15 protein-coding genes are annotated in these 15,098 nt (G+C 38.8%); 14 read left to right on the forward strand and 1 reads right to left on the reverse strand.

Annotated elements, in window-relative coordinates:
* Nucleotides 1-18 precede the first annotated feature (18 nt).
* The 9 genes from CSV80_RS18190 to CSV80_RS14675 all read left to right on the forward strand — a co-directional run bounded on the left by CSV80_RS18190 (nucleotide 19) and on the right by CSV80_RS14675 (nucleotide 9,221).
* A complete protein-coding gene (locus CSV80_RS18190) occupies nucleotides 19-195 on the forward strand; it encodes a hypothetical protein (RefSeq protein WP_369802835.1) in 177 nt (58 codons plus the stop codon).
* 430 nt (nucleotides 196-625) lie between these two features.
* Nucleotides 626-2,017, forward strand: coding sequence for an L-cystine transporter (locus CSV80_RS14640; RefSeq protein WP_199083990.1), 1,392 nt, complete (start codon nucleotides 626-628; stop codon nucleotides 2,015-2,017).
* A 232-nt stretch (nucleotides 2,018-2,249) separates the two neighbouring features.
* Entirely contained in the window at nucleotides 2,250-2,948 is a 699-nt protein-coding gene (locus CSV80_RS14645) for a CPBP family intramembrane glutamic endopeptidase (protein WP_099671419.1), read from the forward strand.
* Between the two features lie 1,230 nt (nucleotides 2,949-4,178).
* On the forward strand, nucleotides 4,179-4,640 hold the full coding sequence (locus CSV80_RS14650) for a helix-turn-helix transcriptional regulator (RefSeq protein WP_099671420.1): 462 nt from the start codon (nucleotides 4,179-4,181) through the stop codon (nucleotides 4,638-4,640).
* Nucleotides 4,641-4,844: 204 nt separating this feature from the next.
* Nucleotides 4,845-5,336 carry a DUF4825 domain-containing protein gene (locus CSV80_RS14655; RefSeq protein ID WP_099671421.1) on the forward strand — a complete coding sequence of 164 codons (492 nt, stop codon included), beginning with the start codon at nucleotides 4,845-4,847 and terminating at the stop codon, nucleotides 5,334-5,336.
* A gap of 106 nt (nucleotides 5,337-5,442) precedes the next feature.
* Nucleotides 5,443-6,489, forward strand: a complete 1,047-nt coding sequence (locus CSV80_RS14660; RefSeq protein ID WP_099671422.1) for a threonine aldolase family protein — start codon at nucleotides 5,443-5,445, stop codon at nucleotides 6,487-6,489.
* A 462-nt stretch (nucleotides 6,490-6,951) separates the two neighbouring features.
* The gene (locus CSV80_RS14665) at nucleotides 6,952-7,386 is read left to right on the forward strand and encodes a hypothetical protein (RefSeq protein ID WP_099671423.1); all 435 of its coding nucleotides are present in this window, start codon (nucleotides 6,952-6,954) and stop codon (nucleotides 7,384-7,386) included.
* 259 nt (nucleotides 7,387-7,645) lie between these two features.
* Entirely contained in the window at nucleotides 7,646-8,299 is a 654-nt protein-coding gene (locus CSV80_RS14670; protein ID WP_099671424.1) for a VTT domain-containing protein, read from the forward strand.
* A 319-nt stretch (nucleotides 8,300-8,618) separates the two neighbouring features.
* Nucleotides 8,619-9,221 carry a protein kinase family protein gene (locus tag CSV80_RS14675; protein WP_099671438.1) on the forward strand — a complete coding sequence of 201 codons (603 nt, stop codon included), beginning with the start codon at nucleotides 8,619-8,621 and terminating at the stop codon, nucleotides 9,219-9,221.
* A 62-nt stretch (nucleotides 9,222-9,283) separates the two neighbouring features.
* Here the strand turns inward: CSV80_RS14675 and CSV80_RS14680 are convergent, their stop codons facing one another.
* Nucleotides 9,284-10,129, reverse strand: a complete 846-nt coding sequence (locus CSV80_RS14680) for a DegV family protein (protein WP_099671425.1) — start codon at nucleotides 10,127-10,129, stop codon at nucleotides 9,284-9,286.
* Between the two features lie 963 nt (nucleotides 10,130-11,092).
* Between CSV80_RS14680 and CSV80_RS14685 the strand changes: the two genes are divergently transcribed.
* The 5 genes from CSV80_RS14685 (at nucleotide 11,093) to CSV80_RS14710 (ending at nucleotide 14,675) form a co-directional block, all read left to right on the forward strand.
* A complete protein-coding gene (locus CSV80_RS14685; RefSeq protein WP_099671426.1) occupies nucleotides 11,093-11,728 on the forward strand; it encodes a LysE family translocator in 636 nt (211 codons plus the stop codon).
* Between the two features lie 177 nt (nucleotides 11,729-11,905).
* Nucleotides 11,906-12,424, forward strand: a complete 519-nt coding sequence (locus CSV80_RS14690) for a hypothetical protein (RefSeq protein WP_099671427.1) — start codon at nucleotides 11,906-11,908, stop codon at nucleotides 12,422-12,424.
* A gap of 133 nt (nucleotides 12,425-12,557) precedes the next feature.
* On the forward strand, nucleotides 12,558-12,914 hold the full coding sequence (locus CSV80_RS14695) for a hypothetical protein (protein WP_099671428.1): 357 nt from the start codon (nucleotides 12,558-12,560) through the stop codon (nucleotides 12,912-12,914).
* A gap of 574 nt (nucleotides 12,915-13,488) precedes the next feature.
* Nucleotides 13,489-13,911 carry a DUF1801 domain-containing protein gene (locus CSV80_RS14705; RefSeq protein ID WP_099671430.1) on the forward strand — a complete coding sequence of 141 codons (423 nt, stop codon included), beginning with the start codon at nucleotides 13,489-13,491 and terminating at the stop codon, nucleotides 13,909-13,911.
* A 95-nt stretch (nucleotides 13,912-14,006) separates the two neighbouring features.
* Nucleotides 14,007-14,675, forward strand: coding sequence for a DNA alkylation repair protein (locus CSV80_RS14710; protein WP_099671431.1), 669 nt, complete (start codon nucleotides 14,007-14,009; stop codon nucleotides 14,673-14,675).
* The last annotated feature ends 423 nt before the right edge of the window (nucleotides 14,676-15,098 follow it).

A 15,098-nucleotide genomic window follows, 5' to 3' on the forward strand; every position in this document is an offset into this window, starting at 1 on the left:
GGATACGATGGTACGATCATTGACTCTTTAGTCTTTGGGATGTCAAATCCCATCATGTCCATGCGTGATTCTATTAAAGTGTTAAGTATCTACACTTTCCAAAACGTCATAAAATTTTTCATCAATTCAGGTTCCGGTCAAGCAGCGGTAACTATGCCGATTCTGATTCCTTCACGCAATTTAATTAGGATATGAGACAGACGACTGTGCACCCGCTTCATCTAGGGGGGCGTATTCAAGAATTTAACCATCCCAAACGGCTCGACAATGATAGCTTATCTTGCTGCTCCAGGGATCTCTTGTTTGAAGTGGTTAATATTTATATAGCTCTTAGCACTAATCTTTAGTTATATCGGTGGTATTTTTATAGTCATTGCGCATATGATTCAGTATTCGTAGTATAGAGACATTCGTGACAATTGTATAAATTTTCAAGGGGATATCGACTCTAGTTAGCTTAGTCGGTATTCCCTTTTTTTGGTAGAGATGTTGATGCAAGTGAGTAGCGTAAAGGATTGTCTAAAGTAACTTCCTTTAAAAACATACTTGACGAATAGGGATTAAGGGGATAAAGTAAAGTCTATATCAAAGTCTACAATACTATAAGACAGAGGGGTGCAGAATGGTGAATACTTTTTTCCTTATCGTGAACATTGCGGGCCTATTATTGCTCGTCGGCCTATTATATAGAATGAATCGCAAAAAGGTTTCATTTTCAAAACGCGTTTTTACGGGGCTTGGGCTCGGGATTGGCTACGGACTTATTTTACATTTCGCATATGGCACAGAGTCTGAGATCCTCAAGCAGTCGATGCCATGGTTTAACCTAATCGGGAGCGGCTATGTTAAATTACTGCAAATGATTGTCATGCCACTTGTTTTTATTTCCATCTTAGCAGCCTTTACGAAAGTGACGATTGGGAAAAACTTCGGGAAAATGGCGGGTACGATTTTAGGTATGCTCGTCGGTACAACCGCGATTGCTGCGATTGTAGGGATTTCCGTCACGCTTCTATTTGGACTGGACGCTTCTGAAATTGTACAAGGAGAAGCAGAAGCAGCACGTGGGCTTTCTATAGAAGAAAACTACGAAACTGTAGCCGATCTTTCATTACCTGAAAAGCTCATTGACTTATTACCTGCTAACCCTTTCTTAGATTTCACAGGGGCACGTCCAACTTCAACCATTGGGGTCGTTATTTTTGCGGCATTCCTAGGATTTGCCTACTTAACGATTTCAAGAAGAGATGAAGAAAATGCGGTCACGGTGAAAAAAGGAATTGATGCGATTTATGCATTGATCATGGGTGTTGTACGAATCGTCCTACGTTTGACGCCATATGGTATTTTGGCGATTATCGCGCGAACTGTAGCGACGTCTGACTTTATGGCAATCTACAGTCTCGGGAAGTTTGTACTTGCTTCTTATGTCGCTTTAATAGTGATGTTCGGCATTCACTTGCTCATTATTACATTATCGGGATTAAATCCAGTGACGTATGTGAAAAAAGCAGGAGAAGCGTTGATATTTGCTTTTACATCACGCTCAAGTGCCGGCACATTACCGTTAACGATTCATGCACAAACAAACCGCTTAGGTGTACCTGAAGGGATCGCCAACTTTTCTGGTTCATTTGGTTTATCTATCGGGCAAAATGGCTGTGCAGGGATTTATCCGGCGATGCTCGCTGTCATGATTGCTCCATCGGTTGGTATAAATCCACTTGATCCAACATTTTTAGTAACATTAATCGCGATCGTTGCGGTTAGCTCATTTGGTGTAGCGGGTGTTGGGGGAGGCGCGACATTTGCCGCAATTCTTGTCTTGTCGGCATTAAATCTTCCTGTCGCACTCGCGGGGTTATTGATTTCTGTTGAACCATTGATTGACATGGGCCGTACTGCGGTAAACGTCAGTGGTTCGATGACAGCGGGTGTCACAACAGCCCGCGTGACGGGTGAACTTGACACGGATATGTATAATGAATCACTTGAAAAACAAACAGCAGAAGCTTAAGTTTAAGAAATCCCGCAGGAGACAACATGGTCTTCTGCGGGATTTTTTTAATAGAACTACCATCCGATTAGAACATCAAGCGAAACTGGATAAACGGAATCATTTGACTTTTGCAAAAGATTTTTTGGGAAATTCTGTTATACTAATAGAAAAGTAAGTGTAGGTTCATAGATTCACAATAAGTCCAAGATTGTGTATTAAGAAAAACAGGATGTCGAAGGGGAATTAGGTTATGGATTCACCGGGGTGGAAACAAAAAGATGCATGGACATGGAAGGAATTTATTCTGCTATTGTTACTCGAATTTGTATTCGTCATGGTAGCTGTTAAATATGGTATGCAGTCAATATATCAATTCTGGTTTGATCATACACTATACTCAGGAACGGTGACTGGACTAACAATTGCAGTTGTGCTCATGTTAGGTTTATATTTTATTGCATTGAAACCACAAAATTTATCGTGGAGGGATGTTGGGGTAAAAGGGTTTCCTGCATCGTATTGGTGGAGGATTCTAATCTGGCTATTAATAACCATTGTGTTAAGTGTGGCTGTCGTGCTTTTAACTAGCCTGGTGGGAAATGATGTAGATAACAGTAAAACGGAGAGCCTGCAACAAAATGTAAACTTAATTACGGTTCTTATAGCCTTTGTTTCCGCTGGTATCATATCGCCTGTATACGAGGAAATATTTTATCGAGGTTTTATTTATCGTTGGTTAAGAGTGAGACTTGGGATGGGGTGGGGAATTGTGTTTAGCTCACTGATATTTACGGCTGCTCATTTTCCAACGTTAAATGCGATGCCTGTAAATTTTATCACTGGTGTTGTGTTTGCCTGGACTTATGAAAAGACAGGTTCTATTATTCCGGCAATAATTATTCACGGCATATTTAATACAATTGCAGTTTTACTAATAGCAATAGGGTGAATTATAGTTTTACTATTAACCAGGGGTATTTCTTGAAGAAGAATAGCACCTGTTTTCAGTAATCGGGCCAAATTATTTACTAATTTATTTAAAGGAGTAGATAACTTATGAAGATAAATTGGACTTTGTTTTTTTCATATCTTTTTGTGTGGATAGTGGTTGGCATAGTGATATTTGATAATGTAATTCCTATGATTATTTTTATAATCTGTGGAGGAGCATGCGGTGGTTTTATACTTGCTACTAAAAAGAAAAGAAAGGTTTGCAATTGAACTATTAAACAAATGGGTGCGTTTATGGGAGAGGCTTCTCTGTAGTTGGATAGTTGATCTTCGCTACAGCCAGCGACTCCCGGAGGATCAGCGAGAGCCGTAACGAAGAACGGCTTTTGCGAGTGAAGCGAAGCGAGAAGGAGCACATCTTTGCTTTGACAGGTGAAACACCCGGCGAGCAACGCGAGGGGTGTGGTTCACCGCCCGCCCTCGGGAACGCGTCCGGCTGGAGCGCAAGTCAACGAATCTTGACCACTTTGCCTTTATCGGGGGCGATAGTTACATAAATTTTATGCCATTAACGGGCCAGTTACTTCAAGAAGGAATAATGCTCATTTATGTGGAATTCAATAGGTAATGAAAGATAACTAACTTTTAAACAAGGGGGATATGAAATGCAAAAATGCAAAAACTGTGGTGGAAATGCATTTGTAAAAGTACCAGAGTTCGAAAAAGAACTAACTGTCTGTTTGGATTGTGGGGAGGTAGTTTCAATAAGGTTCGTAAACCCAAGTATATTAAAGAAATATATATTAAAGTAGACAGATTTGGTTTTATAATTTCATTGTCTTACTTTAATAGAAATGAGATTATAACCAGAGTTTATTCAACAAACGGGTGCGATTGTGGAACATGGTTTATTCGTAGTCGCTTAGTTGATCGGAGTGGAAGCCGGCGACTCCGGGAGGATCAGTGGGACAGGTGAAACACCTAGCGAGCGAAGCGAGGAGTGTGGTTCACCGCCCGCCCTCCGGAACGCGTCCGGCTGCAACGCAGATCAACGGGTTCAAACCACTGTCCGACCTATGGATGCGAATGTTGTATAAGAAATCTGCAATTTATTCATTAATAGGGCCGTTTTATTGAAAATAGAATTCTATTTTTAAAAGTTCCTTCAGAATATAGTGGCGTTTGTTTAAGATTATAGACAAATACGTTCCAACTAGGAGGAAAGAAAATGGATAAAAGTATATTAAGTTTAAAACTAAAAGAATACCGCAAACAAAAAGGGCATACACAAGAAGAGCTTGCGGAGTTATTAGACGTTAGTGATAAATCAATATCAAAGTGGGAATTAGGCAATGGCTATCCAAGCAAGAAAAATATGATGAAAATTTCAGAATTATTGGATGTGTCATTAGAGGTTTTAATGATTGAAGAACAAGCTGAGGATACTAGATTGAAAAGGAGCTTTCAATATGCTTTGGTTAGCTACTTTATTATTATTTCACTAACGATATTAATTAGAGGCATAAAAGAAGCAGATCGTTATAAAGATATACTAAGTAGTGATGTTAGTGAAATTATGAAGATAGTGATTGTTAACTTCGGACAAAATATTTATATTGCGATTGTACCAGCATTGATTATTGGCTTAGTCTCTCATTTCTACGTAATACCCCGACAGGAAGCTGATTAAATTAATAATTAGATTATTTAGGTTATCTTCATTTTACGGCAATCGGGTGCGATTGTGGCACAAGTTTTTTTGGCAGTTCAACGGGTTCCAACGACTATCCCCACTTTAAGCACCAAACGTAGGCAAGCAACGTAAAATCCAAATCACTTTGATCGTCTTGATCGATGAGCGATATAGGCAATCTTCTTAGTAAAGGGGAATACCATGAAAAAATTCACAAAATACTTTTTGTTTTCATTCATACTAGTACTTTTCCTAAGTGGCTGCAGTTCCACTAATGAACTCCCAAATGAAGGTCTATTCGAGTACAAAGAATCATTCATTGGCGATAACAGTGCAGTAGTCCATATAATTGAGCAACTGCGTTACGCTGAACAGTTTGAAAAAGTTTCGCTGGAAACCAAAACAGAACCTTATGGAATGACGATCCAGTATGAACATTTGGATACTTCAATGGAGGAAAGTGGATATAAAGAGGCGGCCGTTTATAATGCTAGCTACTTATTCACGCTCATCGATAATGCAGAGTGGGTTGCCTTTGACTTTGGAGGCAACACATATAAAGTCAATAAATCGAAATTGGAAGACTGGTATGGTAAAGAATTAAACGACTTTACAAATGAAGAGGAATTGGACGTTTTCATCCAAGAAAAGTTAAAAGATGAGAGTGAGATACAACAGCTGTTTGTAGAATAAAAATCAAAAAATTCGTCATTATATGAACAATATATTATGCAACAGAAATCCATCATTCTATGGTATACTTGCAGAAAAAATCAGGCATATTTGGAGATGGACAACGATGATACGATTTGAAAATGATTATACGGAAGGCGCTCATCCGCGGATTCTGCAACGATTGATTGAAACAAATGAAGAACAAACTCCTGGATACGGTATGGATGAACACTGTGAAAAAGCTAGAGAGTATATTCGCAAAGAGTGTGAAGCGGAAGAGGCCGATATTCACTTTTTAGTAGGGGGAACCCAAACGAATACTACCATCATCGCGTCGATTTTACGTCCGTATCAAGGTGCTGTCTCTGCAGAGAGTGGACATATCGCGACACATGAAACGGGAGCGATTGAATCTACTGGACATAAAGTGCTTACTGTACCTAGCGAAGACGGGAAAATTACAGCTGGGCAAGTAAAAGAGTTAGTGGATGCTCATTGGAATGAAGCGAGCCCTGAGCATAGTGTACAGCCTGGACTCGTGTACATTTCTAATCCTACAGAAAACGGGACGACGTATACTAAAGCGGAATTAGAAGCTTTGAGTAAAGTTTGTGGAGAATACCAGTTGCCATTAGTACTCGACGGCGCTCGATTAGGGTATGGTTTGGCTTCGATCGACAACGATATCACGTTAGCTGATTATGCGCGACTATGTGATGTTTTCTATATTGGCGGAACAAAAGTCGGTGCGTTGTTTGGTGAGGCGGTAGTCATTACGAATGATTTACTGAAAAAGGATTTCCGCTATTTCATCAAACAAAGAGGCGGCTTGCTCGCTAAAGGTAGACTTTTAGGGATCCAGTTTGAAACGTTGTTTGAAAATGGATTGTATTATGAAGTATCTAGACATGCTGTAGAAATGGCGTTGATCCTTCGACAAGCATTTGTGGAGAACGGGTTTGCATTGCGTTATGATTCCACAACCAATCAGCAATTCCCCATTCTCCCGGAGTATGTCATGACAGAGTTAAGCAAAAAGTATTCATTCTCCTTCTGGGAAAAGATCGATGCTACACATAGTGCGGTTCGTTTTTGCACAAGTTGGTCTACTAAGAAAGAACATGTGGACATGTTCGTGAACGATTTGCATCGGTTATGTATTACTTCATAATACTGTCTTGTTGGTGTTGAATTACGGTGGATAATAAATTAGGACCTACTCTAGTAGGTGGTAGATGCCAAGCGATTTGTGGATATTAGTAAAAAAACTATGCGTGATTTTTTGCCATGTAAGTAGGCTCGGTTTTCAGTGAACCTATACTGTTACACGTTTCACTTCCATTAGAGGCAGTAGCTATTGTGGTGAAATTCGGCGTTACAAGATGCACATCCTTGGCTCTATTGGCATTCATGTGGTTTGCGAGACCTTACCAGTTTTTTGGTGGGGTCTCTTTTTGTGTTTGTATGACACCCGTGAGGATTAGAACACAGACTCTTTTTAGATTAATTGGCTAAGCATTGGCTTTCTGCAAAATCCGTACTCTGCGAATCTGTGCGGGTGAAAAAAGGTTCGTTTATTCATAAAGTCATAGGGAATAGATAACCAAATACCTTAAGGAAAGAGGGAAAGCAGATGAAGCAGTTTTTGCAGTTAGTCAGCATAGGAATTGCCGGCGGTGCCGTTTTGGCGCTACTCATGCTTGTCATATGGGCTGTAACCGGAAATGAAGCATATATTTTACTATATAATGTAGACTACTTCCCCATCATTCATGTCTTTTCTCACGTATTTTGGTTCGGCATCGTCTTTCACTTCGTTTTTTGTATTGCCAGTGTGTTAGGGCTGTTTTATATATTGAAGTTTTTTAAATGGCAATACAAAATGTGGCCATATGTTGTGGTTTACACAGCGGGAAGCGGAGTTTTGTATTTCCTTACCTTGCTAACCGACCAGCCTCCTGCAGCGGATGAAGGCATGGCATGGTTATACTGGACGGTGAGTCATTTGATGTTCAGTGTGCTCGTTGCTAGCATGGTCATTCGATATGTTGACCGCAGTCGCGTTTAGCACATCTGAGATTCGATTGCTTGGAAAATGTCATGCGTGGTCCTATCTAGTCTTTCGCACAATCAGGAAGTATCTCCTATGTATTTTCCCCCTTCCTATTTGCTTTCAAATTGGAAGGAGATCTTATTTATTTTACCGACTCGGCACTTTTTAAGGATAAATTCCATGTGCGTAACGTAAAGTAGATTGATGATGTGTATACATCTGATATCCTCCCCTGCGTCGCGACGAAGTCATTTTTCCAAAAAGGAGCCTTTACATGAACCTCATTCAAGGACTAATCAGCTTGATCTTGCACATTGATGAGCACCTGGTCGATATCATTCAAATATTTGGCGGTTGGTCGTACGTCATCTTATTTTTAATCGTTTTTATTGAAACTGGGGTAGTGATATTTCCCTTTCTACCTGGGGATTCCCTGCTGTTCGCAGGCGGAGCATTTGCGGCTCTGGAGGCTTTTAATATTTGGTTGCTTGTCGCGGTCTTCTTCGTTGCGGCCGTCCTGGGCGATACAGTGAACTACCATATTGGACGTAAAGTGGGGATGTCGATTTCTCCTGACAGTTGGCTGGGGAAAGTCATAAACCAAGAGAAAATGAAAGCTGCGGAAAAGTTCTTTAATACGCATGGCGGGAAAACGATCCTGATTGCCCGCTTTATGCCGTTTGTCCGGACATTCGCTCCATTCGTTGCAGGCGCGAGCCGCATGAATTACCGATATTTTGCTTTCTATAATGTCGTTGGAGCGGCATTTTGGGTAGGTATATGCACAATGCTAGGGTATTTATTCGGCAATATTCCTATTATTAAAGAAAACTTTTCCACAGTATTGCTTGCGATTATTTTTTTATCTGTCCTCCCTGCGTTGATCGGTATTGTGAAAAGCAAATGTAGCAGTCCAGCTGTACGATGAGAAGGGTCAGTTGTTTTGTACTCATAATGTGTCAATTAATACCTATGCATTCATAATTAGTTGACATATCAGCCGGTTCAATTTAAAGTAAATCTATACTATTATACGAACACTTCCGTTAAGGGGAGTAGCTATTACAGTAGAAGTCGTCAACACAGGATGGGAATCCTCGGCTCTACTGGCAACTTACGTTGTTTGCGAGACCTTACCAATTATTTGGTGAGGTCTCTTTTAGTTTTAGTAGAGACATCAAAGCCACTAATTGGTCTTGATGTCTCTTTTTTATATATCGAAAACTACTGGAGGTTACATTTTGAGTATGTATCAGGAACTTGTACATTCCATTACCATAAATAAAAAGAATCGTTTGGTGGACTTTCATCCATCTTTGCAACTTGTCGGAACAGGGAGAAGTGCGTTTGTTTTTCGAGTCAAATGCTCGAACAAGGCAATTAAAGTATTCTTTCCACAATCCGTATACATCGCGAAGGAAGAAGCAGAGATTTATCAAACACTCAAAGGTATTCACTATTTCCCCTGCATTTATGAAACGGGTGCGAATTACGTAGTGATGGATTACGTCGAAGGGGATACACTTTTTGATTGTATGACGAATGGGCGAGTCATTACAGACGCTCATATTAAAGAAATTGACTATGCATTATCACTAGCGGCTAATACAGGATTAAACCCTTCTGATATTCATTTGCGTAATATATTTATCACAACCGATAATCAAGTGAAGCTGATCGATGTGGCGCGGTATAGACAGAAAAAGGACTGCAGGCAGTGGAGCAATCTAAAAAAAGCCCATCGCCAATTTTATCGAAAACGTTTCTTTTGGAAGAAAGTCCCGAGCGCGTTCTTGAATGCTGTGGCGTTCTTGTATAAAAGGGGACTCATACCATCGTATCGGTTATGAAGAATGTCATGGGGAAAATAGGAAGGGACCGAATTCATATTGGATTCGGTCCCTTCTTATATTTAATACGTAACCCAGCTTAATCCCGTCGTTCCTTCACCTGCATGTACGGCCACACAAACACTAAGTGAAACGACCTGAACGTGTAATGTTGGAAATTCTTTCAGTAGCTCATTCTTCCATATTTCAGCGTCATGTACATTATGGCAATGAATAACTGCTACTTCTGGTACAGAACCTGTTTCCATATCGGCACGGAGTAGCGAAGTGACATGTTTTTTTGCTCGCTTCATGGACCGCACTTTTTCTGTCATCACGGCTTTTCCGTTCTCAAAACTAATGAGAACTTTTATGTTCAGCAAATTACTTAAAAATGCTTGTGTACCTGAAACGCGACCACTTTTATGCAGTTGGCCAAGACCGCCTGGAATGAACGATAATTTTGAATTTGAAGTCATAGCAGTAAGGGCTTCCACCACTTCTTCGGGTTCTTTACCTTCTGCAAACAGTTCATTGCCCATCTCGATCATTTTAACCATCGGAAATGAGCCGATTTTCGAATCAATCGGATACACAGGGAAGTCTGTCATCTTTGCGGCTGATTGAGCGCTTTCAAATGTACCAGAAAGGCCACTGGATAAATGCACGGCCATCGCAAAGTCATATCCTTCTGTCTGCAGTTTTTCATATAAAGAAGTCATCTCACCAATTGTAGGTTGTGAGGTTTTAGGTGAACCTTTTGCTGCACGTAATTTATCATAAAACTCATCTTTTGTGAGATCCAGTGATTCCCTATAGCATCGATCTCCAAACACTACGCCAAGAGGAAGTACAAATACATGATGTTTTTGAATGAATGTCTCATCTACTTGTGCTGCCGTATCCGTAATCCAAGCTATTTTCTTCATTATAATTTTCTCCTCAAACTACAAATTTCGTATATGAACTAGCGAACTTCTATCCATAACTTACACTACGGATTAGCCAGGACCTAGTGACAGTTGTCATATCTTGTCGAATAATTGTGTTTGCTGTCATAAATTGAACATAAGTATAGAGAGGAAAACGAATGGTAGTGTAAGAATTTACGGGAGTCTTACAGATGTGGTTTGTGAATAGTGTAATTTACCATCTGTCAGGTAATAACGGGTTCGGTACATGAGGAGAAAATGTTAAAAGGCATGACATATGGGGACGCAATTCATACATGAATTGGTGGCTAGAATGGTTTAGTAGGAAGCAATTTAGAATGAATTGAAAACGTTGAAGGGAACAAAGTATTTTGTGCTAAAATAGATTATAAGAGGAAGATTTTCTCAATAAATGGACCAAAATCAATTGTAGATAAACTATTGCTTTATGTTCCAGCGCACGCTTTCCGGAGGGCTTGGCCGTATTTCTGTGTACTTTGCAGAAATTAAGGCACCTGTCCAGGGTCTCAAGGTTCACGCTGATCCTCACGGAGTCGGCGCCTACACTCCAAGCAACGGATTGTATTATGTAAATAAGCATTTTCATCAAACGGGCCAAATTGATGGATTATATTAAGAGGTGAAATATGAAGTATGTAATAGGTTTGTATGTTGTTATGGCTATAATGGTAGCTGTGAATTTGATAAGTAAGTTTATTCTAAAGGGTGAGTATTCAGCCATTGCTAGTTGGGTCATAGTCATGCTTTTCCTTTTAGGAGGGGTCTTTTTTGCTAATGCAAGATACTATTTGTCGAGAAAGTAAAAATACAAAAAACTGGGGCGATAACAGCATAATAGCTGCCATTCATTCGGGCCAGAGTATAGTAAATAGTTGATAATGGATTAAGGTCAGTATTTTTCAGATATAGAATTTATTTTTAAAAAGGGGTGAGACAAGTTTGGACTTTTCCAATGTTTGGTTATTCGTACTAGCAGCTCTTGTCTTGTTAGTTATTCCAGGACCATCTGTTTTTTACATCATTGCAAGAAGTATAAATCAAGGTAGAACAGCTGGAATAGCATCAGTCCTTGGCGTTGCTACAGGTGCGTCAATTCATGTAATCGCAGCAGCCGTTGGAATATCTGCGCTTCTCATGACATCATCATTAGCATTTAACCTAGTAAAGTACTTAGGAGCTGCATATCTTATCTATCTCGGATGTAGAACATTATGGTTATCAAAGGAATCCAATCAACCTACTATCCCAAAAACGGAACCTGATAAGATAGTTAAGATTTTTAATCAATCTGTCATAGTAGAAGCCTTGAACCCGAAGACTTCACTGTTTTTTTTAGCCTTTTTACCGCAATTTATTTCGCCTACAGGCAGTTCTGTCACACTTCAATTTTTAATTTTAGGTGGTATTTTTATTGCAATGGGTTTAATTAGCGATGGTATATATGCATTTCTTGCATCTAGTGTTCGAAAATGGATCCTTGGAAGTCAGTTGAGAACTAAAATTCAAAACGGATTAACTGGTGGCACGTATATTGCCTTGGGACTTCTTACAGCTTTTGCAAACCCGCAAAAATGATTTATAGAACAGTTGGAAACCACGATCAGTATCCCTAGAGAAGTCTTACTGTGCTGATGTTGGGTAATTAGTATTTCATAATCGCGCCAGATTAATAAGTGAATAGATTTCTAGTTATTCGAAAAATAATAAATTAGCGGATAAAGTTATTTCAGTACAAGGAATGAGGTAGATTAAATGTCCCCCAAAATAGTTAATAAAGCCAAGTCTATTTTACAAGGGATCGAATTTGATTTTGATCTTGCTTTTAATTGGAAGGATGAGTATTACGATAACTATTATCGATACTTTGATCACCCAGATGCTGAAGTAAGAAAATGGTCTCTTCTGATTTTTGCCGGAGCGTTGGGGAATTGGTACTTGCAATCAGCTACTATCTTTTCGCCGGATGGAGAAGGGTGGAACGAAGACAAAGAATACTTTTTTGAAGACTACGTCCAAGCGTTCCTTACTCATCAAGAAGCCATCAAAAAAGAGTTTCCACTTTTATATAATGATTTAGTATGGGTTTTACTTTACTTAGATAAAAGAAAGCCTTTTGACGCGATTTTCACATCCAATATATCGTATCCGTCTTATATATCTCCTAACATAAAACTATTCCGTGAACTTAGACAAGTACTTACTTCATCGGGTATTGATGTGAATGTACTTCCAAATAATCATCAAGCTATTATAAAAGAAATGGACTTATAGAAACTCTATCTTTTGAAAACACTAGAGAATAACCTGTGTATTTTTTGATAATCGGGCGCAATTCTTGTATAAGAGATCTGCACCCATTTCAGTAATAGGGCCAAGTTGCTGAATGAATTCGAGGAGGGTGAACGTGAGTTATTACTATAACAGTTATTTACATGTGGTTAAGAGAGAATTTATGTTCATCATAATGGCAGCAGTTTTGTTAGTTCTAACCTTTTTTATTTGGGTTGGTGTCCCAGTATTTATAATTGGTAGTGCCGTGGCAAGTCTAACAACTAGTCAATTCCTTGTAAATTTATGTATTTCATTTTCAATAGCTATAATTTTTTCTTTATACTTTTTACCAATCAATTTCAAAGTTGCACAAGATATAGCAGTTACAAAGAAACGCAGTACATATAATTCATTTATACGAATAGAAATTATGTGGATAGTAGCTATTGCAGCGATTCTACAAATCATTTTAAGTTTCATTCTTCAATGATCGGGCAATTCTTGCATACGGTTTGTGCTTCAATCGGGACATGTTGAAAAGCAGTCAACTAAAAGGTAAGTATATTCATTTCGAATATACTTATTTTTATTTGGATTTAGTTTGGGTATAAATCATATAAAACTTTTAAGTGTTTTTTGTAACGTAATCGAATTCTAGGAGTTATATAAGTAAAAGGGCTGTGCTACAATCGGTCTAATGAATTCGGTTCTATATTTAAATATTCGGGAGATGATACGAATGAATAAAAATGAATGTCCCAAATGTCACGGTACTGAATTTGGTAAAGGTACCGATTTTGTGGCAGTTAGACCGCTAGACAATAAGTTATCACTAGGATCTAATAAGATATTTACCTTCTGCCTAAATTGTGGAGAGGTTGTTTCTACAAGGATTGAAAACCCTGATAAGTTTCGAAGGTAGTTTTTCACTTTGCTCACCAAATGGGTGCGATTGCTTTATAAGTGATCGTGTCCAGATCACGTAAACGGGCCATTTAATTTACTATTGATGAAAATAGTGTAAACAAGTGTATATACTGAGAGTAGGAGAGGGGATCGTATATATGAATGAACCGAAGATGAAAGAAAACGAAAATAGTGTAACTGACTTTATTGAAAGTGTGGAAAGTGAGAAGAAGAAGGCGGATGCCTATCAGTTATTAGCTATCTTTGAAGAGGTGACCGGTTACAAAGCAAAAATGTGGGGTCCTAGTATAATAGGCTTTGGCAGCTATCACTATAAATATGAATCAGGACGCGAAGGGGATGCGCCTTTAGTGGGTTTTTCACCGAGAAAGGCAAAGATTAGCCTCTATTTAGACTATGAAAGTGAAGAAAGGGAAAAGTTATTAGAAAACTTCGGTAAACACACGAAGAGTAAGGCTTGCATTTATGTAAATAAATTGGCTGATATCGATGCCAATGTTTTAAAAGATTTAATTAAACATACAGTAGAAAAATATCAGAGTCTTTATCCTTATGAATGAGGTAATGATTACATTATTCTACAGCCGTGAATGCTTGTTGAATATGCGTCATTTCTATTATTCAACAAATGGCTCTACTAAAGGAGTTGTATAAAATGGATGAAAAAAAAGATGTACAATTAAAATCCTCTTCAAAAGCAGAAAACATTCTATCTCAGATTAATAGTAACACTAAGCTAGGCGACTTAAGAAAAATTGCGAAGGACATTAAAAAAGATCACGAACTAGCTATGGAACTTTGGTCAACCGAAGAGTTTTTGCCCAGACTACTAGCAATCTTAATTATGGACAAAAAACTTCTTTCACAAGATGTACTAAATAAGCTGGATCAAGATATGCAGAATCATTCTTTTGATGAGCGAAATTACTTAATGGATTGGTTAATGGCTAACCAGCTCGCCAAAGACAAGAAGAAAATTGCATGGATGGAGTCATGGCAAAATAGTCCTTCTGCTCTTCAAAGGCGGACTTTCTGGTATTATCAAGGGCGATTGAGATGGACTGGACAAACACCGCCGGATAACACCGCAGACTTGCTATCTGCATTAGAAGCGAATATTATGCAGGAAGAACCGGAAGTTCAATGGGCTATGAATTTCACCGCAGGCTGGATAGGCGTTTATGATGAAAATAATCGTGCACGTTGTATTAAACTGGGTGAGAAAACGGGTCTTTACAAAGGTGAAAAAGTATCAAAAGGATGTACTCCCAACTATTTGCCGGAGTTTATTACGATTGAAGTTAACAAACGACAAAGTAAGTAGTTATCTCTAAAGTATGTATTAGGGTTTAATGCAAAAAATAAAGAAATTCAAAGCCTCAATGTGAAAATTGTCATGAGCTTGGACCGAAAAGTATAGGAAACATCGCGTTATGGCAGCCAGTTAGTGAAATATGTAAAGGATTAACCCACTATCTCTTTTAATCTGTGAGGTGCTTATCTTTAAGAACAACAAATTTCCATTTGCGCAGTACAACGATAAAAAACTACCACAATCGGGGCCGATTGTGGAACAAGTGATACGAAATGTATTTTATGAAATAAGATAAGTGGAAACATACTAACATTAGTAGCACAAACCAAGGCCATGGTTTGTGCTACTATTTTTTATAGTAGAAGTGAAGAAAAGCCGACCAGCCTCTGGGACCATTTGTGAGTCCGTATATAAAACCGGCTAACTTCACGC

The organism is Sporosarcina sp. P12(2017) (assembly GCF_002743035.1).
In the GTDB taxonomy this organism is placed as follows: Bacteria; Bacillota; Bacilli; order Bacillales_A; family Planococcaceae; genus Sporosarcina; species Sporosarcina ureae.

Excerpts from the sequence above, each read along its gene's own strand:
- CSV80_RS14645 (WP_099671419.1), top strand. The coding sequence starts at position 2,250 with ATGGATTCACCGGGGTGGAAACAAAAAGATGCATGGACATGGAAGGAA.
- CSV80_RS14650 (WP_099671420.1), top strand. The coding sequence starts at position 4,179 with ATGGATAAAAGTATATTAAGTTTAAAACTAAAAGAATACCGCAAACAA.
- CSV80_RS14655 (WP_099671421.1), top strand. The coding sequence starts at position 4,845 with ATGAAAAAATTCACAAAATACTTTTTGTTTTCATTCATACTAGTACTT.
- CSV80_RS14660 (WP_099671422.1), top strand. The coding sequence starts at position 5,443 with ATGATACGATTTGAAAATGATTATACGGAAGGCGCTCATCCGCGGATT.
- CSV80_RS14665 (WP_099671423.1), top strand. The coding sequence starts at position 6,952 with ATGAAGCAGTTTTTGCAGTTAGTCAGCATAGGAATTGCCGGCGGTGCC.
- CSV80_RS14670 (WP_099671424.1), top strand. The coding sequence starts at position 7,646 with ATGAACCTCATTCAAGGACTAATCAGCTTGATCTTGCACATTGATGAG.
- CSV80_RS14675 (WP_099671438.1), top strand. The coding sequence starts at position 8,619 with ATGTATCAGGAACTTGTACATTCCATTACCATAAATAAAAAGAATCGT.
- CSV80_RS14680 (WP_099671425.1), bottom strand. The coding sequence starts at position 10,129 with ATGAAGAAAATAGCTTGGATTACGGATACGGCAGCACAAGTAGATGAG.
- CSV80_RS14690 (WP_099671427.1), top strand. The coding sequence starts at position 11,906 with ATGTCCCCCAAAATAGTTAATAAAGCCAAGTCTATTTTACAAGGGATC.
- CSV80_RS14705 (WP_099671430.1), top strand. The coding sequence starts at position 13,489 with ATGAATGAACCGAAGATGAAAGAAAACGAAAATAGTGTAACTGACTTT.
- CSV80_RS14710 (WP_099671431.1), top strand. The coding sequence starts at position 14,007 with ATGGATGAAAAAAAAGATGTACAATTAAAATCCTCTTCAAAAGCAGAA.